Annotated in this window: 23 protein-coding genes and 1 tRNA gene; 12 read left to right on the top strand and 12 right to left on the bottom strand. The window is 64.1% G+C overall.

Annotation, left to right across the window (positions count from 1 at the left end; all coding sequences use genetic code 11):
* Positions 1-136: 136 nt before the first annotated feature.
* The 4 genes from BUA05_RS03815 to BUA05_RS03800 are packed head-to-tail and all read left to right on the top strand — an operon-like array spanning position 137 to position 3,755.
* Positions 137-871 carry a C39 family peptidase gene (locus BUA05_RS03815; protein WP_158093682.1) on the top strand — a complete coding sequence of 245 codons (735 nt, stop codon included), beginning with the start codon at positions 137-139 and terminating at the stop codon, positions 869-871.
* A gap of 12 nt (positions 872-883) precedes the next feature.
* The gene (locus BUA05_RS03810) at positions 884-1,735 is read left to right on the top strand and encodes a hypothetical protein (protein ID WP_086616496.1); all 852 of its coding nucleotides are present in this window, start codon (positions 884-886) and stop codon (positions 1,733-1,735) included.
* A 32-nt stretch (positions 1,736-1,767) separates the two neighbouring features.
* Positions 1,768-2,358 (top strand): peptidoglycan-binding domain-containing protein, encoded by a 591-nt coding sequence (locus BUA05_RS03805; protein WP_072673343.1) that lies wholly within the window; start codon positions 1,768-1,770, stop codon positions 2,356-2,358.
* Positions 2,359-2,375: 17 nt separating this feature from the next.
* A complete protein-coding gene (locus tag BUA05_RS03800; protein ID WP_143150253.1) occupies positions 2,376-3,755 on the top strand; it encodes a transporter in 1,380 nt (459 codons plus the stop codon).
* Positions 3,756-3,993: 238 nt separating this feature from the next.
* Here the strand turns inward: BUA05_RS03800 and BUA05_RS03795 are convergent, their stop codons facing one another.
* On the bottom strand, positions 3,994-4,287 hold the full coding sequence (locus BUA05_RS03795; protein WP_072673342.1) for a hypothetical protein: 294 nt from the start codon (positions 4,285-4,287) through the stop codon (positions 3,994-3,996).
* Positions 4,288-4,507: 220 nt separating this feature from the next.
* Between BUA05_RS03795 and BUA05_RS03790 the strand changes: the two genes are divergently transcribed.
* The 3 genes from BUA05_RS03790 to BUA05_RS03780 are packed head-to-tail and all read left to right on the top strand — an operon-like array spanning position 4,508 to position 6,029.
* The gene (locus BUA05_RS03790) at positions 4,508-4,990 is read left to right on the top strand and encodes an Hsp20/alpha crystallin family protein (RefSeq protein ID WP_084662453.1); all 483 of its coding nucleotides are present in this window, start codon (positions 4,508-4,510) and stop codon (positions 4,988-4,990) included.
* A complete protein-coding gene (locus BUA05_RS03785; protein ID WP_245790072.1) occupies positions 4,987-5,238 on the top strand; it encodes a hypothetical protein in 252 nt (83 codons plus the stop codon). Before BUA05_RS03790 ends, BUA05_RS03785 begins: the two co-directional genes overlap by 4 nt.
* On the top strand, positions 5,235-6,029 hold the full coding sequence (locus BUA05_RS03780) for a universal stress protein (protein WP_072673339.1): 795 nt from the start codon (positions 5,235-5,237) through the stop codon (positions 6,027-6,029). Before BUA05_RS03785 ends, BUA05_RS03780 begins: the two co-directional genes overlap by 4 nt.
* Before the next feature lie 46 nt (positions 6,030-6,075).
* Here the strand turns inward: BUA05_RS03780 and BUA05_RS03775 are convergent, their stop codons facing one another.
* Both BUA05_RS03775 and BUA05_RS03770 read right to left on the bottom strand, forming a co-directional pair.
* Positions 6,076-6,747: a response regulator transcription factor gene (locus tag BUA05_RS03775; RefSeq protein ID WP_072673338.1), complete on the bottom strand. Its 672-nt coding sequence runs from the start codon at positions 6,745-6,747 to the stop codon at positions 6,076-6,078.
* Complete coding sequence (locus BUA05_RS03770; protein ID WP_158093683.1) at positions 6,737-8,605, bottom strand: PAS domain S-box protein; 1,869 nt, start codon at positions 8,603-8,605, stop codon at positions 6,737-6,739. Before BUA05_RS03770 ends, BUA05_RS03775 begins: the two co-directional genes overlap by 11 nt.
* A 243-nt stretch (positions 8,606-8,848) precedes the next feature.
* Here BUA05_RS03770 and BUA05_RS03765 point away from each other — a divergent pair, with 243 nt between their 5' ends.
* Positions 8,849-9,427, top strand: a complete 579-nt coding sequence (locus BUA05_RS03765) for a CC0125/CC1285 family lipoprotein (RefSeq protein WP_072673510.1) — start codon at positions 8,849-8,851, stop codon at positions 9,425-9,427.
* Between the two features lie 639 nt (positions 9,428-10,066).
* On the top strand, positions 10,067-10,429 hold the full coding sequence (locus BUA05_RS03760; protein ID WP_086616498.1) for a response regulator: 363 nt from the start codon (positions 10,067-10,069) through the stop codon (positions 10,427-10,429).
* A 346-nt stretch (positions 10,430-10,775) separates the two neighbouring features.
* On the opposite strand, the gene BUA05_RS03755 is transcribed toward BUA05_RS03760, so the two are convergent.
* The 3 genes from BUA05_RS03755 to yghU form a co-directional block, all read right to left on the bottom strand.
* On the bottom strand, positions 10,776-11,198 hold the full coding sequence (locus BUA05_RS03755) for a CBS domain-containing protein (RefSeq protein WP_211277604.1): 423 nt from the start codon (positions 11,196-11,198) through the stop codon (positions 10,776-10,778).
* A gap of 233 nt (positions 11,199-11,431) precedes the next feature.
* Positions 11,432-11,506, bottom strand: a tRNA-Gln gene (locus tag BUA05_RS03750).
* Between the two features lie 74 nt (positions 11,507-11,580).
* Complete coding sequence (gene yghU / locus BUA05_RS03745; protein ID WP_072673335.1) at positions 11,581-12,447, bottom strand: glutathione-dependent disulfide-bond oxidoreductase; 867 nt, start codon at positions 12,445-12,447, stop codon at positions 11,581-11,583.
* Between the two features lie 177 nt (positions 12,448-12,624).
* On the opposite strand from yghU, the gene BUA05_RS03740 reads away from it, so the two are divergent.
* Together BUA05_RS03740 and BUA05_RS03735 are read left to right on the top strand one after the other, a co-directional pair.
* Complete coding sequence (locus BUA05_RS03740; RefSeq protein ID WP_072673334.1) at positions 12,625-14,718, top strand: NAD(+) synthase; 2,094 nt, start codon at positions 12,625-12,627, stop codon at positions 14,716-14,718.
* Positions 14,718-15,617: a DMT family transporter gene (locus BUA05_RS03735; protein WP_072673333.1), complete on the top strand. Its 900-nt coding sequence runs from the start codon at positions 14,718-14,720 to the stop codon at positions 15,615-15,617. Before BUA05_RS03740 ends, BUA05_RS03735 begins: the two co-directional genes overlap by 1 nt.
* Positions 15,618-15,713: 96 nt before the next feature.
* Here the strand turns inward: BUA05_RS03735 and BUA05_RS03730 are convergent, their stop codons facing one another.
* Positions 15,714-16,310 carry an FMN-dependent NADH-azoreductase gene (locus BUA05_RS03730; protein ID WP_072673332.1) on the bottom strand — a complete coding sequence of 199 codons (597 nt, stop codon included), beginning with the start codon at positions 16,308-16,310 and terminating at the stop codon, positions 15,714-15,716.
* Positions 16,311-16,415: 105 nt separating this feature from the next.
* Positions 16,416-17,117 (bottom strand): pirin family protein, encoded by a 702-nt coding sequence (locus tag BUA05_RS03725; RefSeq protein ID WP_072673331.1) that lies wholly within the window; start codon positions 17,115-17,117, stop codon positions 16,416-16,418.
* A gap of 117 nt (positions 17,118-17,234) precedes the next feature.
* Between BUA05_RS03725 and BUA05_RS03720 the strand changes: the two genes are divergently transcribed.
* Positions 17,235-18,137, top strand: a complete 903-nt coding sequence (locus BUA05_RS03720) for a LysR family transcriptional regulator (protein WP_072673330.1) — start codon at positions 17,235-17,237, stop codon at positions 18,135-18,137.
* A 92-nt stretch (positions 18,138-18,229) separates the two neighbouring features.
* On the opposite strand, the gene BUA05_RS03715 is transcribed toward BUA05_RS03720, so the two are convergent.
* The 4 genes from BUA05_RS03715 to BUA05_RS14460 form a co-directional block, all read right to left on the bottom strand.
* Positions 18,230-18,862, bottom strand: a complete 633-nt coding sequence (locus BUA05_RS03715; RefSeq protein ID WP_072673329.1) for a glutathione S-transferase — start codon at positions 18,860-18,862, stop codon at positions 18,230-18,232.
* Positions 18,859-19,797 (bottom strand): oxygen-dependent tRNA uridine(34) hydroxylase TrhO, encoded by a 939-nt coding sequence (gene trhO, locus BUA05_RS03710; protein WP_245790071.1) that lies wholly within the window; start codon positions 19,795-19,797, stop codon positions 18,859-18,861. The genes BUA05_RS03715 and trhO overlap by 4 nt, the downstream gene beginning before the upstream one ends.
* Positions 19,794-20,870 carry a branched-chain amino acid aminotransferase gene (locus BUA05_RS03705; RefSeq protein WP_072673328.1) on the bottom strand — a complete coding sequence of 359 codons (1,077 nt, stop codon included), beginning with the start codon at positions 20,868-20,870 and terminating at the stop codon, positions 19,794-19,796. The genes trhO and BUA05_RS03705 overlap by 4 nt, the downstream gene beginning before the upstream one ends.
* A 709-nt stretch (positions 20,871-21,579) precedes the next feature.
* Positions 21,580-22,131 (bottom strand): hypothetical protein, encoded by a 552-nt coding sequence (locus tag BUA05_RS14460; protein ID WP_072673327.1) that lies wholly within the window; start codon positions 22,129-22,131, stop codon positions 21,580-21,582.
* Positions 22,132-22,151 lie beyond the last annotated feature (20 nt).

Genomic DNA, 22,151 nt, shown 5'->3' with positions numbered 1-22,151 from the left:
CATGGGCGGAAGGCCACCGGCAGATCCAGGTCCCCCCGAGCAAGGATCTGCCGGCCGTGACGGGGAAGGGCTTCGCGCCCTTCCCCTGATCACCTGGGGGGAAAAACAATCAGGGGCGCGATCAGGGGAGAGGGTGATGGCACAGATGAAGCATCCGATGCAGACACGGCTGGCGTTCGTTCCCGGACTGCTGGCCTGCGCTCTGGCTGGCGGCTGTTCGACAGTGCCCGAAGGCACGGCAACCCCGCTATGGCTTGGCGCGGTGAGCACGACCGCTCCCACGCTGGCTGTCTCTCTCGACAGCTGGAAAGATCGCAAATTCACAAACCTCGTGCGCCAGCGCACCGATTTCAGCTGCGGCGCGGCCGCGCTTGCGACCATCTTCAACTACGCCTTTGGCCGCCAGACCACCGAACAGCAGGTGCTGGTCAACATGCTGCGCGTCGCTGATCCCGACATCGTGCGGCAGAAGGGCTTCTCCCTGCTCGACATGAAGACCTATGCCCAGTCGGTCGACTATCAGGCCGAAGGATACCGGGTCGATTACGCGACGCTGCGTGAACTTGAAGTGCCTTCGATCGTGCTGCTCGACATCCGGGGTTACAAGCATTTCGTGGTCGTCCGCCGCGCCTGGGATGACCGGGTGGCGATCGGCGATCCGGCGCTTGGCAACATGACCATGACCCGCCCGCGGTTCGAGGAGGCCTGGAACGGCATCCTCTTTGTCGTCTCGGGCGAAGGCTACGTTGCCGACAACATCCTGCTCAACCCGCCCGAGCCGCTCTCCGCCAAGCGCCTGCTCGAGCTTACCGCGACAATACCCGGCGCCGAGCTGGCCGAATTCGGGTTCGGCCCGCGAATTTCGTTCTGAAGGAACATGACAATGTGTACGTTTCGCAAGTCTGACCGCGCCAAGGCCCGGCGCAGCTCCACCCTCATCGCGCTCGCCTGCGCGCTGGCTGCGGCCCCGGTTGCCGCCGGCAAGCCCGACCTTTCGGCCCTTGGCGGGGCGATGCTGGTTGCCGACGACGAGCTGGCCGACATGCGCGGCAAGTTTGTGACCCCGCAATCGGTCTCGTTCTTCGGGATCACCATGCTCACCAGCTGGCAGGATGCGAGCGGGGTGACCACCCTTGCGCGGCTGCTGTTCAGTGTCGATTTCCTGCCGGGCGGCAATGGCGGGGCGCCGGTTCCGCAACTGATGATCGCGTGGTCGCGGGGTGGCGAGACGGGCGGCGATCCGGGAATGGATGTCACCGATATCCACGAAGGTTACGTGCCCTATATCCCGCCGCAGGATGCCTTTGGGGTGGGCGCGCTGGAGACCTTTTCGGGGGCTGCGCAGGCCAATGTCATCGCCGGGGCGGATAATCGTGCGCTCAACGGGATGCAGGTGATGATCGTGCCGTCCTCGGCGGTGCCGGCGCTGTCGCAAGCGGGGATGAATGCCGCTGGCGGCCCCGTCGACATCGCCTTTCCCGATGGTGACCGGATCCACTTCCGCATGGCCGACAACCAGCTTGGCATCATCATGAGCGGCAATGGCGGGCTCGACAGCACCAGCCAGCTTGCGGGCGGCGATATCGGCCAGCTGCTCCAGCAGACCATTCTCGTGAGCGACAGCAACATGATCGAGAACCGGGCGTCGGTGATCTTCGGCGTCGATGCCTTGCAGAATCAGCAGATCGTGCGCGCGCAGGAGGCGCTGAGCGCAATGAAAGGCCACGGCTTCTGACGAAGGCGGGCCACAATCGGGGAGACATCGAGATGAAAATGCATTTGCTTGCGCCAGGCCTTTTGGCGGTTGCACCGCTGGTTGCGGCCAACGCCCAGGACAACCCGCGCCAGTTTGCCGTCGAAGGCGCCGGAATGCTGACCTGCGAGCGCTTTATCGCGGCACGGGGGGATACCACCTCGCCCGATTACCAGCGCATGATCGGCTTCATCGAAGGCTATCTGAGCGCGGCCAATCTCTACGAGCCCGATACCTTCGATCTGACCCCGTGGCACAATGCCGCCGCGCTTGATCTGATCGTCGAGAACCACTGCGCGCAACACCCTGAAGACCGGCTGGTCGGGGTGACGCAGCGGATGGTGGGGGGGCTGCGTCCGTACCGGATCGCGCGCTTTTCGCAGATGCTCGAGGTGGGCGACGGACAGAACCGTGCCTTTGTTTACGAGACGATCCTGCGCCGCGCGCAGGCCGCGCTGCAATTGCGCGGGCTTTACTCAGGCGCCGAGGACGGCACCTACACGCCCGCCTTGCGCGACGCTTTCCGCGATTTCCAGCGCAGCGTCAGGCTCAATGAAACCGGCGTGCCGGACCCAGCCACCCTGTGGAAACTGCTTAATCCATAATGATCGGGAGAAGGATGATGACCAGGAAGTTTTCGTATCCGATGACCGCGATGGTTGCGATTGCGGGTGTGCTTGCCCTGCAACCAGCGGTTGCTGCCGCCCAAGACTTGCCGGATGGACCCGGTGATGTCGAAACCTTGCGCGAGGAGGTCGAAAGCCTGCAGCAGCGCGAAGCAGAGTATCGCCGCCGGCTGGCCGAGCTTGAGGCGCGGCTGGCGCTGATCGAAAAGGCCGAAGCCGTGCCACTCGCCTCGATCGAAGCGGCCGAGGCGGCGGAACTGCGCGGAGCCTATATCGCGCCGCAGAAGCTGGCGATCCCCGATGATCCGGCGCTCGCCTTCTTCCGCAAGCAGGACCTTGATCGCGGTTTCGTGCGAGCGGCGCAGGATGAACCTGCGCCGGGCAGCGGGGTGGAAGGAGAGGAACCGGATCGCCGTTCTCCCGCCCCCAGCGATGCGGTGGTCGAAGTCGCGCAGGAACAGCAGGGCCGCTTCGGCGACCGGCTCGGTTTCGACCTCGGGCTGGGCTATTCGCATTTCGATAACGCGCGGATTTCGCTCAATGGCTTCCTCGCGCTTGATGCGATCTTTCTTGGCACGATCAGCATCGATCAAATCAAGTCGGATATCTTCACCTTCGATCCGACCATCCGCTACGGTATCACCGACCGGCTGTTTGTCGATGCCAACGTGCCGTTCCTCTACCGCACGTCCAATTTCCGTTCCGGCGGGGCGGGAGGCTCGGCCTCGGCGCTGGTCGAGCGAACGGTTCACGACGAAGGCTTCGGCGATGTCAGCATCGGGGCGAGCTACCGGGTGAAGGCCGAGACCCTGCGTTCGCCCGATGTGGTGGTGAGCGCGCGGGTCAAGTTCCCGACCGGGCGCGATCCCTTCGGCGTCGATTTCATCGAGGTCGAGAACACCGAAGGCAATCTGCAGGTGCCGGATCGTCTGGCCACCGGCAACGGGGTCTATGGCGCATCGCTCGGCGTCGCAGTGCTCAAGACAATCGATCCGCTGGTGGTGTTCGGCAACCTGACCTATTTCCGCAACTTCTCCCGCGATTTCGATGATATCGACGAGAATCCGGGTGATCTTCCCGGACGGGTCGATGTGGGCGATGCGTGGCAGTTCGGCGCGGGGCTGGCCTTTGCCCTCAATAACAAGTCGAGCATCTCGATGTCCTACAGCCAGCGGCTGGTACAGCGCACCCACCTGACCCCCGAAGCCCAGGAACGCCGCGCGGTGGTGGGCAGCCAGGCCAATGTCGGGATCGCCAATTTCGGCGCGACCTTCACGCTCGGGCCGCGCCTTGCGCTTGTCACCAATCTCGGGATCGGGCTGACCGATGACAGCCCGGACATGTCGCTGGCGATCCGCCTGCCGTTCCGGTTCTAGGGGAGGTTTCGCCCTTTCGGAGCTCCTGACGCGACCAGGGCGCTTCGGAATGGTCGGAAGGCGCTCTGGCTGGCAGTCGGCGCGGCTTTGCGTGAAGTGCAGACAACCGGGAAGCGCTTTGGGGGCAGCACGCTTGCCGCGATTGCCTGCACCGCCACTCAACCACAGCAGTGCCGCCATGCCATATCCGTGAATGCCCCGAGGCTTTGCCGCACCCGGTTTCAGCGCCGAACGGAAATCAGGACGTCTCGCCTTCGCCCTGCGGCTGTTCATCCGCAGTGGCGGCCTCGGGCGCAGCGCCTTGGGCTGGCACCGCGTCAGGGGGGACATTGGTCATCGGGGTCTGCGGCAGTTCGACTTCGACACCGCCGGGCGCGGTCGTCCATTCGGTGCTGGGCGGCGGCGCGGACGCAGCGCGATTGCCGCTCATCTGGTCGAAATAGTAATATATGGCTGCGGCGATCGCGACGCCTGCCAGCACGATCAGTATCCACGTGGTCGTGCGTTTGGGTTCAGTCTTGTACGAGGTCATGTGATCGGCCTTTCATCCATCTTGCGAGGTGATTTCTGCGAGACTCTGCGGCCCGGCCCACTGCGCCCATCCGGTAATTTCCGGAAGTGCGCAGGTCTGTAGGTTTACCGATCCCGCCTGCGCCGCGGCGCGGATAGTCTGCCTGCGTGCTGACCGGCCTGACCAGTTGCCGCCACGGTGGCGGCACGGGGCTGCAAGGGTCAAAAGGAGGAAAACAGCGATGAACAGACAGGCAATGGCGGAGATGCGGCCATCTCCCGATCAAGGCGTTTCGACAATGTTCCGGCGCCTGCGCCACGAGATCGACCAATTGTTCGATGATCTGACCATGCCGGGCCCTGTCCGGCGCGTCTTCCAGCTGTCCAATGGTACGGATTTCAGCCCGCTGGTTGAGCTCAAGGACAAGCAGGATCATTACGAACTGGCAACCGAACTGCCCGGTCTCGAGGACAAGGACATCAATGTCGAATTTGCCGACGGCGTCCTGTCGATATCAGGCGAGAAGCGCGCCGAATCGCAGGAAAAATCAGGCGACAGCCTGATCAGCGAACGCAGCTATGGCGCATTCGAACGGCGGTTGAGCCTGCCTTCGGATGTTGATCCCGAACGGATCGAGGCGAAGTTTCGCCACGGCGTGCTCAAGCTCACGCTCGGCAAGGACAAGCAGGCGACGGGCCGCGTCCGCAAGATCGCGGTCGATTGAGCGTGACACAAGCGCCCCATGTCAGCGGCGGCATCCCGCCGCTGCCGCCCGACCGGATCTCGCCGGATGAGCCGCCCGGGATCATGCCGGTGCCGCCCGAGCCTGCGCGGCCCGAACTGCCCGAAACCGCGCCACCTCTGCCCGATAGTGACGAGCCGGGGCGGGGGCCTGACGAATATCCGCCTCCGCCCGATGATGCGTCCTTGGGGCGCAGGCGGATCGATAGGAACGCAAGGGGTGCCGTATGAAGAACATATTGTTGCTGGTGCATGATGATGCCGGACAGGAAGCGCGCCTGCAGGCGGCGCTTGATGTGACCCGCGCGATGGGCGGCCATCTCGAATGCCTCGAACTGCGTCATCTGCCGATGCTGGCGATGGGCAATTACTCCGGCGGCGCAGAGGCCGTCGCGCTGGTCGAGCTCGAACGCGCCCAGCGCGCGTTGCGCACCCGAATAGAGCAGCGGCTGGCGGGTGAAGACGTGCGGTGGTCGTTCGGTCTGAGCTTTGATCGGCCGGTCGATGCGCTGGCCCACGGGGCCGATCTGGCCGACCTCATCGTGCTGTCGTCGCGGCTGGAGGAAGATGGAGACGAGGATGTCCGCCCCCAGTCCCTGCCGATTAAGTCCGGACGGCCGCTGCTGGCGGTGCCGCCTGCGGTGCGCGGTGTTGCGCTAGGCAAGCCGGCGCTGATCGCGTGGGACGGGTCAGACCCCGCGATCGAGGCGGTGCGTGCCGCGGTGCCCCTGCTGCGCTGCGCTGCCGAGGTGGTGCTGCTGGCCGTCGATCCGCCCTCTGGCAGCACGCCAATGGCGACGATTGCAACTTACCTGTCGCGTCACGGCGTGGTGCCGGAACTGGTCGAACGGCGCAGCGATGATACGGTTGCAGCGGTGCTGGTCGATCATGTCCGTGCGATCGACGCCGGGTTTCTGGTGATGGGTGCCTATGGCAGCCCGCGGCTTGCGCAGGCGGTGTTCGGCGGGGTGACCCGGACGATGCTGAAGACCTGCCCGGTTCCGCTGCTGCTGGCGCATTGATCCGATTGCGCGCGCGAAGGTCTTCGGCATCCTTCGCAGCGCCCGGTCATTCGCCCTGGCGCTGGTGTGCGATCAGCGTATGCGCTTCAAGCCAGCGGCGTTCGGAACCCAGCCCGGCGGCAAAGGCGATGCGCAGGGCATCGGCAAAGCTGTGCACGCCCAGCTTGTCCATGACATTGGCGCGGTAGACTTCCACCGTGCGGGCGCTGATGCCAAGGTCATAGGCGATGGTCTTGTTGGGATAGCCGCAGGCCAGACCGTCGAGCACTTCCTGCTCGCGCGTTGTCAGGCGCCCTAGCTGGGTCTTGGCCCAGTCGGAGCGATTGCGCTGCTCCTCGCTATTGCTGATTATCTCCAGCGCCGAATTGACAGCGGTTATGACACTTTCGCGGTCGGCGGGCTTTTGCAGGAAATCGATCGCTCCGTTCTGCATCGCCTGCACCGCCATGGCGATATCACCGTGGCCAGACAGGATGATGATCGGAAAATTGAAGCCTTGGACTTTCATCTCCTTCTGCAAGGCAAGCCCATCCATCCCCGGCATGCGGATGTCGATCATGGCGCAGGCTGGCACCATCTTCTGGGCTTCCTTGAGGAAAACCTCCGCACTGGCCCAGCGTTGCACCTCGTAGCCTGCATGGGACAACAGGAAATCGAGTGATCGCCTTACCCCTTCGTCATCATCGACGACATGGACAAGCCTGTGCTCACTGGGCATCGTCATTCTCCTGCGTGAAATGTGGAAGGGTGAAGACGAAGGCCGCCCCACCGCCGGGTGCCGGTTCGTACCAGATCCGTCCCCCATGGGCCTCGATGATGGAACGGCAGATGGGCAGACCCAGTCCCATGCCGTCGGTCTTGGTGGTGCTGAAAGGTTCGAACAAGCGCGCGGCCCGGTCAGGCGATACGCCCGGCCCTGTGTCGCTGACCGTGCAGCGTATCTGATCGGCTTCAGCTGTGATTGCGACGGTGACCTTGCCGTTTGCGCCGACCGACTGGATGGCGTTCTTGGTCAGGTTGAGGATGACCTGCTGGATCTGCACCCTGTCGACCAGGATCGGAGGGATCCCGGCCGCGCAGTCGACGTTGCAGCCAATATTGCGATAACGGGCCCTTGCGGCCTCGAAATAGACCGCATCCTCAGCCAGCTTGGACGGGTCTTCCAGCGTTTTTTCCAGATCCCCGCGTGACAGGAACCCGCGCAAGCGGCGCAGGATGTCGCCTGCGCGCAAGGCTTCGCGTCCGGCCTCGGCGAGGGCTTCGGCCAGAACCACTCGGCTGGCTGGGTCGCCGTTCTTCAGGATGTCGGCAGCGGTCTGGACGATGTTCGTGATCGCCATGAGCGGCTGGTTGAGTTCGTGGGCGATGGTGCTTGCCAGCGTTCCCATCTCGTGGACGCGCGATATATGGGCCAGTTCGCGCTGCAATTGTTCAAGCTCGGCGTCGGCCGCCTCTTTCTCGCTCAGGTCCTGCATGAAGCCTGCGATCATCTGCTGCCCGCCGCCAAAGGCCTCGGCAATCTGGAGCGTATGGGGAAATTCGCTGCCGTCCTTGCGTCGGCCGATCAGGCGGCGTTTGCTACCCATCATCCGGCTTTCGCCGGACTGGCGATAGTGCCGCATGTAACCATCATGCGCCTTGCGTTCACGCTCGGGCATCAGCATCGAAACGTCGCGACCCAGCACCTCACTTGCCGAAAAGCCGAACATGGCCTCGGCGGTCGTGCTGAACAAAAGGATGCGGCCACTGATGTCGATCACCACCAGGGCTTCGGGGATGGTTTCGAGGATTGATCGCAGCAGCACGGCATTCGCCTCGAGCGAGCGGGCCTGAAATTCCTCGCTGGTGACATCGCGCACAACCTCGCCGAAGCCGCCCGGCAGCACATCGTCGCCTTCGATCCGCGTGATGATCACTTCGGCACGAAAGCGGGTGCCATCCTTGCGCATCCGCCAGCAGCGGTCGCGGAACACGCCGTTCCTGCGGGCAAGATCGATCTGGGACGCGGGTAGTCCCTCAGCCTGGTCTTCCGCATTGAACTGGAAGCCATAGGTCTGGCCCACCGCCTCGGTTTCGCGCCAGCCGGTCAACCTTTCGGCTCCGGAATTCCAGATTGTCACCTGACCCTGTTCATCGAGCAGGGCCAGAGCAAAGCCCTCGGCGCTGTCGACAAACAGCGACAATTCCTCTTTCAGCACCCTTGTCCGCAGGGTCTGTTCCATTTCGGCAGTGACATTCTCGCACACCAGCATGGCGCCGCGCACCTTGCCCCTGGTGTCGCGCCACGGGGCGACGTGCGAGCGGAACCAGTATTTTGAACCGTCGGATGTTTCAGGCGCAGCAGCCTCGCTGGAGAAACTTTCGCCGGCCAGCGCTCGCTCCAGATAGCCGCGGAGCAGCGTGCAGCCATTCGGGATCAGGCCGTTGCAGTCGTGTCCGACCGGATCGGCAGCGGGTACCGGGAATTGTGTCAGCCAGCGCGCGTTGACCATCACGCAGCGCAATTTGGCATCGAACACCGCAATAGCGGCCGGTATCTGGTCGATCAATGGACCAGCCAGCCGTGTATAGGGCACCCGCCCCTGACCGCCTATGGCATCCCCCTGTCGCATTCCCCTCCTGCCGATCTCGTATATTAAAGCTTCGGTAACTTTTCCAGAGAGACGGATGTGAAAGCCGTTGGCACTCGTAATTATCCGGGGTTGCGCGTTCCATTTGTGCGAGGGTCGGCGTCAGGCCCGTGAATTATCGGATTCCCGCAGCGGTTCATGATGCGATGTTCGATCGCGCACAGAAAAATCACCGTGGGAGCGATTGTCATGAACACTATCATCAGGCCGGCTTTGCTGGTTCTCCTCGCTCTGGTGCTTGCGGCTTGTTCGCGCGCCACGCCCTATCAGCCCGAATCTGCTTCGAGTTCGGTCCGGGGCGGCTATTCGCACTCGCAGATCGGCCCTGATCTGTTTCGTGTCCGGTTCAACGGCAATGCCCTGACCTCGCGCGAAACGGTCGAGGCGTACCTGCTTTACCGCGCGGCCGAACTGACGATCGAGCAGGGCGGGGACTGGTTCACCGTGCTTGACCGTGAGACCGAGCACACCGTCACCCGCGAAATCCGCCGCGATCCGCTTTACCGTCCCTGGTTCGGCCCGGATTATGGGGCGTGGTCGCCCTACTGGAGCTATCGTCTGCGCGGGCGGTCATGGTATTACTGGGACCCGTGGCTTGCCCGTCCGTTCTGGGCTGACGGGATCGATCAGCGCGAGATCGACGAATACGAAGCCAGTGCGGATATCCGGATCGCACAGGGCGATGTCCCGGCAGATGATCTGCGCGCCTATGATGCACGCCAGGTCCTGACCGATATCGGCCCGCGCGTGGTCCGCCCGAAAGGCTGAACCACTTTGCGGATATTCTGACGAAGGCATCCAAGGGTAGCGGCCGATTCTGGCCCAGCGCGATGCCTTTCGTGGTCACCATGCTGCGGTATTGTCCGCAGCGTGCTTCTGGCGTTGGCCCGGAATCGGTGCTGTCTGGATAATCGGGAATGGTCGCAAATTCGCAGTCCATCCAGCTTCGTCCCGCGCAATCGCACGGGCGCCCCGGCTCGCGAAAGTTAAAGAGCGCGGGCCTGAAAGCATCGGCCTTCAGACCCGCGAGGTGATCGGGGGGATAGTGTTGCGAAACCCGCGGGGTTCCCTGACCCGTGATGCCCGAAGGCATCTCGTTTTGGGAACTCCCGCGAGCCGCGGTCGTACGATCATCGCGTAGCTCTGGGCCAGAATCATCGCTTCCGGTCAGATTCAAAACGAAGCTGTTGCTCCCGTCCGACAATTTCGTTTTAGGGCATCGACCCGGCGCGTTTTATCGGGAAATATCCCTAGCCACATGCAGCGTTCCGCAATGCGGCGTGCGCTGCACTGTCTCCAGTTCCTTTGGTGAATTGGCCCCTCCGGTTATTTGCCCCTCCGGTTATTTGCTAAGCGCCCTGACCGGCAACGCGCGGCAGATTGGCCCGGCAGGAAGGGGAATATCCGATGCCGCACGCACTCATTATCGATGACAACATCGCCATCAGCCGCGCGATCCAGCACTATCTGGGCGAGCTTGGCTTCGGCACCTTTGATCACACCTTGACCGAACATCAGGCCTTGGCAGCGGCGCGGCACCGCAGGCCTGACATCATCGTGATCGGGGACAGAATCGCAGCCGGTTGCGCCATCCGGGCTGCGCGGGCCATCTGTGAGGATGGGGACATACCGGTGCTGATGGTAAGCGGCGATCCTGCGCTCGCCTCGCGCCGGATCGCGCATGCCAGCAGCCATGACGGGCCATTCCGGCTCAACCAGATCGACGAAGCCGTGGCGCTTGCCTTGCATGGCGGCCCGGCGGCCCATTAGAGCGCCTTCGAGCCGGGCGTATCACCCGGCGAACCGGAAAGCGCGGCAATCCGGAAATCTGGAGCGGTTGATCCGCTGCAATCGCATTGGAAGCCGCTCCAGCCACCAATTCCCTGTCACCTTGACGCAGACGACTTGGCCCGGCGCAACGACCGAGAAGGGGCACTGCGCCGGGTCAAGACCGGGGGCGTGTTGTCTTGAAGGTTGTCTTGAAGGGATCGGGCCTTATGGGATGGGGCCTGATGGGATGGGGCGCCCGCAAGCTCTCCACAGCGCCTTACGGGGCTTTGTTCCGATCCTTGCGGGTTGTCAGCCCGGCGGTCGCCATCATCCTCGGGCGCCAACCTCAGGCGTGATGCGCCGAAACCGCCTGCAAGGTTTCGCCTGCCAGCGATGCGGGCGCGCTTGCGGCAACATCGCCAAGCGAGAGCATCCCCACCATCCGGCGATTTTCGTCGATCACCGGGAGACGGCGGACCTGCTTGCGTTCCATGATGCGCACGGCATCTTCGAGATTCTCGTTCGCGGTGCAGAATATGATCGGTTCGCTCATCACGTCGCGCGCGGTGAGCTGCAATGGATCGGATTTCTCGGCAAATGCGCGCACGGCGATGTCACGATCGGTGACCATGCCGATCAGGCGATCATCTTCACCCACCGGCACAGCGCCGATATCCTCTTTCTCCATGCGCTCGGCAATATCCGCGAGCGGCGCATTCGGATCGACCCAGCTTGCCCCGCGATGCATGACTTCGGCAACCTTGACCATGACAATTTCCTTATCCTTGCTGTGCCGTCGCAGTTTGCGTGGCAGTTTTCCGGGAGGTCAATTTGCGCCCGACGGATAAGCGATTCCCTTCGTAAATGTCCCGATCCCCGCAGACGAAAACGCAAAATGCGCACAGCGCCGCCGGCGTCACATGCGCCGCAGAATCGAACCGCACGGGTTAGCCCACGCAGAGCGTGCACTCTCGGGTCATGAAGCGGAAAATCGCGGGGAACTGGCTGGGGTGGCAGGATTCGAACCTGCGCATGGCGGTACCAAAAACCGCTGCCTTACCGCTTGGCTACACCCCAGCAGAGCCGCGCTCTATAGCGCGTGATTTTGCGTTGTGAAGGGGCGGCGATGCGGATTGGTGCCGCCCTCGCATTCAGAACGTCCAGTCGAGGTTCTTGCCATCGAAATCGCCCGGTCCGCGGCGTTCGCGCAGCTGGGTATCATCCTCGCCCCAGGTCTTGTTGACGATCCGCCCGCGTTTCACTGCCGGGCGCGCGGCGATCTCGCGTGCCCAGCGGGCCACGTTCTTGTATGCGTCGATCGCAAGGAAGGTTTTGGCATCATTGTAGATCTGCCCCGCCACAAACGGCGCAAGCCACGGCCAGTTGGCGATATCGGCAATGGTGTAGTCATCCCCGCCCAGGAACCGGCTATCCGCGAGCCGCTGGTCGGCGACATCGAAGATGCGCTTCACCTCCATCGCATAGCGGTTGATGGGATATTCGTATTTCTCCGGCGCATAGGCATAGAAGTGGCCGAACCCGCCGCCGATGAAGGGGCCGGTGCCGACCTGCCAGAACACCCAGGACAAGACCTCCGCGCGGGCCGCCGGATCGGCGGGCAGGAAGGCACGGAACTTTTCGGCCAGATGGACGAGGATCGCCCCGCTTTCGAACACGCGGAACGGCACGGGGCCGCTCTTGTCGATCAGCGCCGGGATCTTGGAATTGGGATTGGCCGCGACAAAGCCGCTGGTGAATTGTTGGCCTTCGCCGATATTGATGGTGAAGGCGTCATATTCGGCCCCGGCATGGCCCGCGTCGAGCAATTCCTCCAGCATCACCGTCACCTTCACCCCGTTGGGCGTGGCGAGCGAATAGAGCTGGAAGGGATTGTCGCCTTCCGGCAGCGCCTTGTCCTCGCGCGCCCCTGCGGTCGGGCGGTTGATCCCGGCAAAGCGCCCGCCGGACACGGTATCGGGGTTCCAGACCTTGGGCGGGGTGTAGGTGGGATCGGCCATGGGCGTGCGGCTCCTTGTTGGTACTGGATCACTTGCAGCCTTGTTCGCACAGGCGCAAGCTCCGGTGACAATCGAATGGCTTGGCTTGACCAAAGCAGGACTTTTGCGGCGCATGCTAGGAAGCGAAAGGATTAGGCGCTAGAGGCAGCGGACAACCACCCGGAGCGCGCGCCCATCATGAGCGAGACATCGCACCCCTTTTTCGACATGCACGCCCACGGCTTTGTGCGGGTGGCGACAGCGACCCCCTGCGCGCGCCCGGCCGATGTCGCCTTCAACACCGCAGGCGTGCTGGACGAGGCGCGCAAGGCCCACGCCGCGCAGGTTGATCTGGTGGTGTTCCCCGAACTGACCTTGTCATCCTATGCGATTGATGACCTGCTGTTGCAGGACGCCTTGCTTGACCGGGTCGAACAGGCGGTGGCCGAGGTGATTGCGGCTTCGGCCGAGCTTGCGCCGGTCTTGGTGCTGGGCGCGCCGCTGCGGCGCGGGGGCAAGTTGTACAATTGCGCGCTGGTGATCGCGGGCGGCGAATTGCTTGGCGTGGTGCCCAAGAGTTTCCTGCCCAATTACCGCGAATTCTACGAAAAGCGTTATTTCGCGCATGGCCGGGGCTGCACCGATCTGTGGATCGCAGTGGCGGGCGAGGAAGTGCCGTTTGGCACCGATCTGGTGTTTGCCGCCGCCAATCTTCCCGGCTTTCGTTTCGGGGTCGAAATCTGCGAGGATTTCTGGGCGCCGATCCCTCCGGGGATGACAGCGGCGCTGGCTGGCGCGCTGATCCTGTGCAACCTTTCCGCCTCTCCGATCACCATCGGACGCGCGGATGATCGCCATCTGCACTGCCGATCATCCGCCTCCCGTGCCATTGCCGCCTATGTCTATTCGGCCAGCGGCCACGGCGAGAGCACCACCGATCTGGCATGGGACGGGCAGGGCGTGATCTACGAAATGGGCGATCTGCTGGCCGAAAGCGCGCGGTTTGATCTTGCGGGCGAGTTATGCGTGATCGATATCGACACCGACCGCATCGCTGCCGAACGCCTGCGCAACCAGACCTTCACCGATGCGGCCGAGGCCGCGGGCCACCCCGAGGATTCCTATCGCCGGATCATCTTCGAGCACGCCTATGCCGGGGGCGATATCGGCCTTCTCCGCCCGGTCGCGCGCTTCCCCTTCGTGCCCCACCGGCCCGAACGGCTGGACGAAGACTGCTACGAGGCGTTCAACATCCAGGTCGACGCGCTGATGCGGCGGATCGAGGCGACCGGCGCGAAAAGCCTCGTGATCGGGATTTCGGGAGGGCTCGATTCCACCCACGCGCTGATCGTGGCCGCCAAGGCGTGTGACCGGCTGGGCCTGCCGCGCACCACCATTCGCGGCTACACCATGCCGGGGTTCGGCACGTCGCAAGGCACCAAAGACAACGCCCACCGCCTGATGGAAGCGATGCAGATCACCGCTGGAGAAATCGATATCCGTCCGGCGGCGACCAAGATGCTGGAGGATATCGGCCATGCCTTCGCCAGCGGCGAGCCGGTGCATGACGTGACCTTCGAAAACGTGCAGGCGGGCCTGCGCACCGATTACCTGTTCCGCCTCGCGGGCCAGCATCATGGCTTTGTCGTGGGCACCGGCGATCTGTCCGAACTGGCGCTGGGCTGGTGCACCTATGGCGTGGGCGATCACATGAGCCATTACGGGGTCAATGCGGGCGTTCCCAAGACCCTGATCCAGTATCTGATTCGCTGGGTGATCCAGACCGGCCAGTTCACCAATGCCTGTGGCGAGGTGCTGGGCGCGATCCTCGATACCGAGATTTCGCCAGAACTGGTGCCGCCGGGTGCCGACGGGCAGATCCAGTCGACCGAGGAGCTGGTGGGACCGTATGAATTGAACGACTTCTTCCTCCACCACGTGATCCGTTACGGCCAGCGCCCTTCGAAGGTGGCGTTTCTGGCATTGCATGCATGGCGGACGCGCGATGGCGGGCTGTGGCCGGCGGGCTTTCCTGATGCGCGCAAGAACACCTATGATCTGGCGACCATCGCCGATTGGCTCGACAAGTTCCTGCACCGCTTCTTTGGCTTTTCCCAGTTCAAGCGTTCTGCGCTGCCCAACGGGCCGAAGGTGTCTTCGGCCGGCGCGCTGTCCCCGCGCGGCGACTGGCGCGCGCCATCGGATGCGGTCGCCACCGTGTGGCGCGAGGAATTGCGTGAGAGCCTGCCCTCCGATGTCGTGGACGAGGTATTCGGCGACACTGCCACCTGATGCCCGCAAACCTGCCTCTGTCGGCGCTGGCGATCATGTTGTTCTGCAACATCGCCTGGGCCATGAATGTCGTGGTCAGCAAGATTGCGGTGAGCACGCTCGGCCTGCCGCCGCTGTTCTACACCGTGCTGCGATCGCTGATGGTGCTGGTGGTATTGTTCCCGCTGCTGCGGCAGATCCCGGCGCGCCTGCCGCTGGTGCTGATTGTCGGCTTTGCGGTCACCGGAGGCAGTTTCGGCCTGCAGTTTGTCGGGTTGCAGACAGCCAGTCCTTCGGCGGTGGGAATCGTCAACCTTGCGGGCGCGCCGCTCACCGTGCTGTTCGCGATCCTGTTTCTGGGCGAGGAAGTGCGCTGGCGGCGCGGCATTGGCATGGCGCTGGCGCTGGGCGGGGTGGGGCTGGCGATCGGTTCGCCTTCGGCATCGGGCAGCCTTGTGGGCCTCGCCTTCGCGTTCGGCGGCGTGCTGATGGGCGCCTTCGCCTCGGTCTTCGTCAAACGGCTGGCGATTGGCTCGGTCGCGCTTCAGGCCTGGGCGGCGCTGGCCTCGCTGGCGGTCATGCTGCCCGCGACACTGGCGCTGGAAAATGGGCAGGTCGAGGCAATGCGTGCGGCGCCGCTGGCGATTGGGGCCTGCGTCGTGTTTGCGGGGCTGGTGGTCTCGGTTGGCGCGCATTCGGCTTATTTCAAGCTGTTCCAGACGCATGATGCCAACCTGATCGTACCGCTGACGCTGCTCACCCCGCTGCTGACGATTGCCTTCGGGACATGGCTGACGGGCGATGAGATCGGCTGGCCATTGCTGGCGGGCGGTGCCCTGGCGCTGGTCGGCGTGGCGATCATCGTGATCCGCCCGAGCCGCAACATCTTCAAACCGCTGCTGGTCCGTAACCGGCTCTGACGGGCGATCCTGCCCTGTTGCGTCACGCAAGCATCAATTTCGGCACTTATGGCCCCGTGCCGCTACCGCAAGAGTAACGCGTGGTGATGCGCGTTATCAGGCAGCAAGTCCGATGGCGGCGTCCTGTGCCGCGGCAATCTTCGCCTCGCCGCCTTCGCCCATGATGGCGTCGGCGGCGACGATGTCCACGTCGGCGATGCCGAGAAAGCCGAGGAAAAAGGTCAGCCAGCGGCTCATGAAGTCGATATCGCTGCCCACCGGAGTGCCGCCGCTGGCGATGGCGAGATAGGCCTTCTTGCCCGTCAGCAGCCCTTCGGGGCCGGTTGCGGTGTAGCGGAACGTGGTGCCCGCCCGCGCGACCAGATCGGCCCATGCCTTGAGGCTGGCAGGCGCACCGAAATTGTAGATCGGCGAGGCGATCACGATGATGTCGGCGGCCTGCAATTCCGCGATCAGCGTGTCAGCGATGGCGGCAAGGTCTGCCTGTTCGGGCGTGCGCTCGGCAGAGGGAGTCAGGTTCGCGGCGAAGCGTGCGGCGCTGACATGGGGCAGATCATCCGCGGCCAGATCGCGGGTGATGACAGCAGCGCCGGTTCTGGCGGCAAGGCCATCGACAAGCCGCTGGCCCAGCCCGCGCGAAACGCTCTCGCTTTCGCTGCGGATGCTGGCGGTGAGGTAGAGAATGGTGCTCATGGCGGTGATCCTTCGGTGCAAGGCAGGGTGGAGCCGGCTGGCGAGGGGGGGGCCAGCCGGCTCCGGGGGTAAATCTTCCCTCCCCGAGAGGAGGGGGAAAGACGCTCAGGCTGCGTCGACCAGCACCACTTCGCTGTCTTCGAGCGCGGTGATGGTGACGCGGTCGAGCGCGGTGATGGCGACACCGTCACGTGCCTCCGCCTCGACCTCGCCAATCCGGACCTTGCCGGTGGCGGGCACGAGGTAGAGCCGGCGGTCTGCCGAACGTGGCACGTAGGTCACGCTTTCTCCTGCCTTGATCGTCGCGCCCAGGACCCGCGCATCCGCCCGGATTTTCAGTGCGTTGTCATCATCCGCCGCGCCGCTGGCAAGCGGGACGAATGCGCCTTCGCGCCCCTCCCTGGGGAACTGGCGGGCCCCCCAGCCCGGTTCGCCGCCGCGTTCATCCGGGATGATCCAGATCTGGAACAGCGTGGTTTCCGTGTCTTCGAGATTATATTCCGAATGACGCACGCCGCTGCCCGCGCTCATCACCTGCACATCGCCCGCTTCGGTGCGGCCTTCATTGCCCATCGAATCGCGGTGGGTGATCGCGCCGGTGCGAACATAGGTGATGATTTCCATGTCGTTGTGCGGATGGGTCGGAAAGCCGGTGCCGGGGGCGATGCGGTCATCATTCCAGACCCGCAAAGCGCCCCAGTGGACGCGGGCGGGATCGTGGTAATTGGCGAAAGAGAAATGATGATGCGCGTCAAGCCAGCCGTGGTTGGCAGCGCCGAGGGTGTTGAAGGGACGCAGTTCGATCATGGCGTGTCTCCCTATTTCCGTGGGGTGTCCTTGTTGGGAATGAGATAGGCGCAGCGAATTGAACGGATAAGTGCGATAAAACTTGTCAAGATGTTCGGATTATCCGAACATGTTTCTATGAAGATCGGTGAACCCACGCTGGATCAATTGCGCATTTTTGTCGCCGTGGCCGAATATGGCAGCTTTGGCGGCGCGGCGCGGGCGATGGGGCGCGCTGTCTCGGCGGTCTCTTACGGCATTGCGCAACTCGAAGCCCAACTGGCGGTCAGCCTGTTCGACCGCGAAGGATCGCGCCGCCCGGTGCTGACGGCGGCGGGCGAGGGGCTGCTGGCCGAAGCGCGCGGGGTTGCAGACGGGGTGGACGCGCTGCTGGCCAAGGCGCGCTCGCTCCATGCCGGGCAGGAACCTGCGCTGACGCTGGTGGTCGATGTGATGGTGCCGGCTGAAGTCACCGCGCGGGCGCTGGGGAAGTTCCGGCAGATATTCCCGACCTGCGCGCTGACCTTGCGGATCGAAGGGCTGGGTGCGGTTGCCGCGTGCCTGATCGAGGGCGGGGCGAATCTGGCGATCGGTGGCCCGGTGATCGGCGATCAACCTTCGCTGGAACGGCAGGCGGTGGGCGCAATCGATCTGATCCCGGTTGCGGCGCCGTCCCACCCCCTTGTGCAAGCGGGTGTCGCACCGGGAGAAAGCCGCCGCCACCTGCAACTGGTGCTGACGGATCGTTCACCGCTGACCGAAGGCCGCGAATTTTCCGTGCTTAGCCCGCTGACATGGCGGCTGGGCGATCTGGGGGCAAAGCATTCGCTGCTGAAAGAGGGGCTGGGCTGGGGCAATATGCCGCGCGCCATGGTGGCAGGCGATCTGGCGGCCGGGACGCTGGTGGAGCTTGATCTGCCCGAAAAACCGGGCGCGCATTATGGTCTTTCAGCCTTGTGGCGGCGCGACACCCGGCTTGGCCCGGCGGCAAGCTGGCTGGTCGAAGCGTTTCGCGACGGGTTGGCGGCTGGGGAGGGGTGAGGGGTGGTTTGCGACCTGGTGGCAATAATGGATCAGGACAACCGACCTTCGGCTTGCGACCCGTTGCGGTTATCCGGCAGCGCGCCATCTGCTTATGGTCCGAAACGGATCGGCGCGTGGTCCGCTTTCCATGGCACGAATTTGGGCATGATGCTGGCGAACAGGTCTGATGCCTTGTGCTGTTCCAGCCACGCCTGAAGACGCGGCAGGGGTTGGGCGGCGAACCATTCGGGATCGATATGGGCGAACTGGCGGATGAAGGGGAACAGCGCGATATCGGTCAGGCTGCGCGTGTCGCCGCACAGAAAGGGCGCGTTCTCCAGTCGGGCCTCCAGCGGGTGGAGCAGGGCGAGTGCTGCGGCGCGGTGATCGGTGCCGTCCTCTTCCTGATACCGGCCCGGATATTTGGCGCGGTCGAGGTGGTGTTTGAAGGTGCCATCATTGCGCCCGATCAGCGCCGCATCATCGCCCGCCAGCCAGTGTTCGGGGTCGTTTTGCGCCAATGCCCAGCGCATGATGGCGAGGCTTTCGTCGATCACGGTTCCATCGCTTAGCACCAGCACCGGCACGGTTGCCTTGGGGGAGGCTTCGATGAGTTCGGGCGGCTTGGCGGCCAGCTTCACCTCGCGCAATTCCACCGCGATTTCCGCCGTCCACAAGGCCATGCGCGCCCGCATCGCATAGGGGCATCGGCGGAAGGAGTAGAGGACGGGGAGCGCGGTCATTGCGCGTCAGGTTTGGGGGCAGGCCGCACCGCGCCGACGTGCAATTCCCCGCGCTGCCGGGCCAGCGCATCCTGCCGCTGGCGTTCGGCGTAACCGGCGCGTTGTTCGGGTGTGCGTTCGGTGATGCAGGCGGGGCAGCTCACCCCGTCCTTGTAATCGGGATGGGCGAGGGCCGCGGCATCGAGCGGGCGGCGGCAGGCGCGGCAGAGCTGGAAGGTGCCTTGTTCAAGCCCGTGGCGCACTGTCACCCGCTCATCGAAAACAAAGCATTCACCCTGCCACAGGCTTTCGTTCTCAGGCACTTGCTCGAGATATTTCAGAATGCCGCCCTTGAGGTGATAGACCTCGTCGATCCCCTCGGCGCGCAGAAAGCTGGTCGATTTCTCGCAGCGGATGCCCCCGGTGCAGAACATCGCGACCTTCTTTTTGCCTTCGAGGAGCGTCTCGCGGTGTTCGCGGAACCATGCCGGAAAATCGCGGAAACTCGGCGTCTGCGGATCGACCGCGCCCGCAAAACTGCCGACCGCAACTTCGTAATCATTGCGGGTGTCGATCACGATGGTGTCCGGATCGGCGATCAGCGCGTTCCAGTCATGCGGATCGACATAGTGGCCGGCGGACAGGGTGGGGTCGATATCGGGTTCGCCCATCGTGACGATCTCTTGCTTCACCCGCACCTTCATGCGGTAGAACGGCATTTCGGGTGCGTGGGAGAACTTCACGTCGCAATCAGCGCACCCCGGCAGCGCACGGATATGCGCGATCACCTGCGCAATCGCGTTCTCGCCGCCCGCGATGGTGCCATTGATCCCCTCGCGGGCGAGCAGCAACGTGCCCTTGATCCCGACCGCCTCGCACGCGGCGAGCAGGGGGGCGCGCTGGGATTCAGGATCGGGAAAGGGCGTGAACTTGTAGAGCGCGGCGACTGCAATCAAACCCGCATCACCCAGGCATGCGTATCGGCGATTCGCCCGGTCTGGATGCCCACCAGTGTTTCGCGCAGCTTCGCGGTGGTCTGGCCGATGCCGCCTGCGCCGATGGTGAACGCGCCCTCCGGCCCGGCGACTGTGCCGACCGCGGTGACGACCGCCGCCGTGCCGCAGGCCATCACTTCGACCAGATGTCCGCTTTGCGCATCCGCGCGCCACTGGTCGATGGAGTAGGGGGCTTCGGATACTGTCAGCCCTTGTTCGGTCAGCAGCGCCATCAGGCTGTTGCGGGTGATGCCGGGCAGGATCGTGCCGGTCAGCGGCGGGGTGATCACCGTGCCATCGGCAAAGACGAAGAACAGGTTCATGCCGCCCAGTTCCTCGACCCACTTGCGTTCGACCGCATCAAGGAACAGCACCTGATCATGGCCCTTGGCAAAGGCCTGCCCGGTGGGGACCAGGCTGGCGGCGTAATTGCCGCCGCACTTGGCCGCCCCGGTGCCGCCGGGGGCGGCGCGGGTGTAGTCTGAGATCCAGATGCTGACTGCCTTGGCCCCGGACTTGAAGTAATTGCCCGCCGGGCTGGCGATCACGATGAACTTGTATTGCTTCGCCGGGCGCACGCCGAGGAAGGCCTCGGTCGCAATCATGAAGGGGCGCAGATACAGCGCGCCGCCCTCGACCGCGGGGAACCAGTTGCCATCGGCAGCCAGCAATTCGCGGATCGCGGCAAGGAACAGCTCGGGCGGGAGATGGGGCATGGCCAGCCGCTCGGCAGAGGCGTTGAAGCGCGCGGCGTTGGCTTCGGGCCGGAACAGCCCGAGCCCGCCGTCTGGGTGGCGATAGGCTTTCAGCCCTTCGAAAATTTCCTGCGCATAATGCAGCACGCTGGCCGCCGGGTCCATCGGGATGGGCTGGCGCGGGCCGATATGCGGGGTCTGCCAGCCGCCCAATGCCTCGTCATAATCGATCACCACCATGTGATCGGTGAACACCGTTCCGAAGCCGGGATCGGCGATCAGCGCAGTGCGGGCGGCATCGGGCGTGGGGGCGGGGTGGGGCGTGCGGGTGAAATGCATGATTTGCGCCTAATCCTGCAAACGTCCCAGAGCAAGATGAGTGTTTGACGCGAGAACGGTCGCGCAGCGACCGCAAGGCCGACCGGCCGGCCGCAGGCGCTCCGAAGCGAAGCGAAGGAGGCGCGCCGAGGACGAAGGCGCGGAGGCGCCTTCGCAAAACATGGACGATCGGGCCAAAGGCCCGCAAGGCCGACCGGCCGCCCGCAGGGGCCCGTAGCGCAGCGTAGGAACAGCCCCGAGGACGAACCCGCGGAGGCGGCTTCGCAAAACAAATATGTAAAGGGCAGCTCCGCGCCCCGGAAAATGGGGGGCTGGAACTGCCCTTTGCATGGTCAGCGGCCGGAAGTGCCGCTCACGAAGCCTTACTCGGCCTGAGGATTACCGAGTATGCTCCGTAGGGATCTTCACCGACCTCGCTACTGAACCATGAGACATCGGATCACCTCCTTTCACGCTTGTGAGCCAGACCCGCCGTTTCACCGGGGGCCGAGAGCCGCGTTCCCCGCTGGCCTCGGGATGCAATGTGAATCATGGAAGTGACAGTGACAAGTCTTGTATAAAACTTTTCCCGCGTCATACTCTGCCTCCGCCGCGCAACACCGTGGCCCGCTGCGCCTGAGGGAGACCTCGGGCGTTTTTCGTTTGAGCGGCGGGGTGTGGACAGGCTGGGGGCAAGCCTGTGGATATTAATGTATGGAATCGGGAGGGATCACCCCCGGCAATCCTCGATCACGCGGCTGACTTCGGCCCATGCGGGCAGGTAGAGCGGCGATTGGCCATCGGTTTCGACTGCAAAACGCCCCTTGCTGAGGGCCATCGCATCAAGCAGCGGATCCTGCGGGTAAAGCGGAATGATCATGTCGCGGTCACCGGGCCGGGCTTCCACTGTGCGGGTGGCGGTTTCGGTACGGATCGTGACCAGCGGGCGCGCCGCGCCGCTTTGGGGCAGCGAAAGGGCCAAGTTCCGGGTGGCCGTGATACAGACCAGCCTGACCATCGGCGCATTCGTGGGGCTCCAGAAGCCCGCCTCAGTGTCTGATCCTTGCGTGCCGTAGCGCCAAGTCCCCGGCGTCGCGGGCGCATCCATCCAGTCGTCACTCGCCATCGCCTGCACCGGTGGTGGCGGTGCGGGAGCGGGGGCAGGTGCCGGGCGGGCGACCGGAGCGGGCGCAGGCGCTGGTGCAGGCGCATCGACTGATGGCACGCAAGCAGCCAGCGCGAGGGCGCAGGCAAGAGCGGGGACAAGGTTCGCAGCTTTCATGCCCGCACTTTGTGCGCTAG

Source organism: Erythrobacter sanguineus (assembly GCF_900143235.1).
Lineage (GTDB): Bacteria > Pseudomonadota > Alphaproteobacteria > Sphingomonadales > Sphingomonadaceae > Erythrobacter > Erythrobacter sanguineus.
This window is presented reverse-complemented; position numbering and strand designations above follow the sequence as displayed.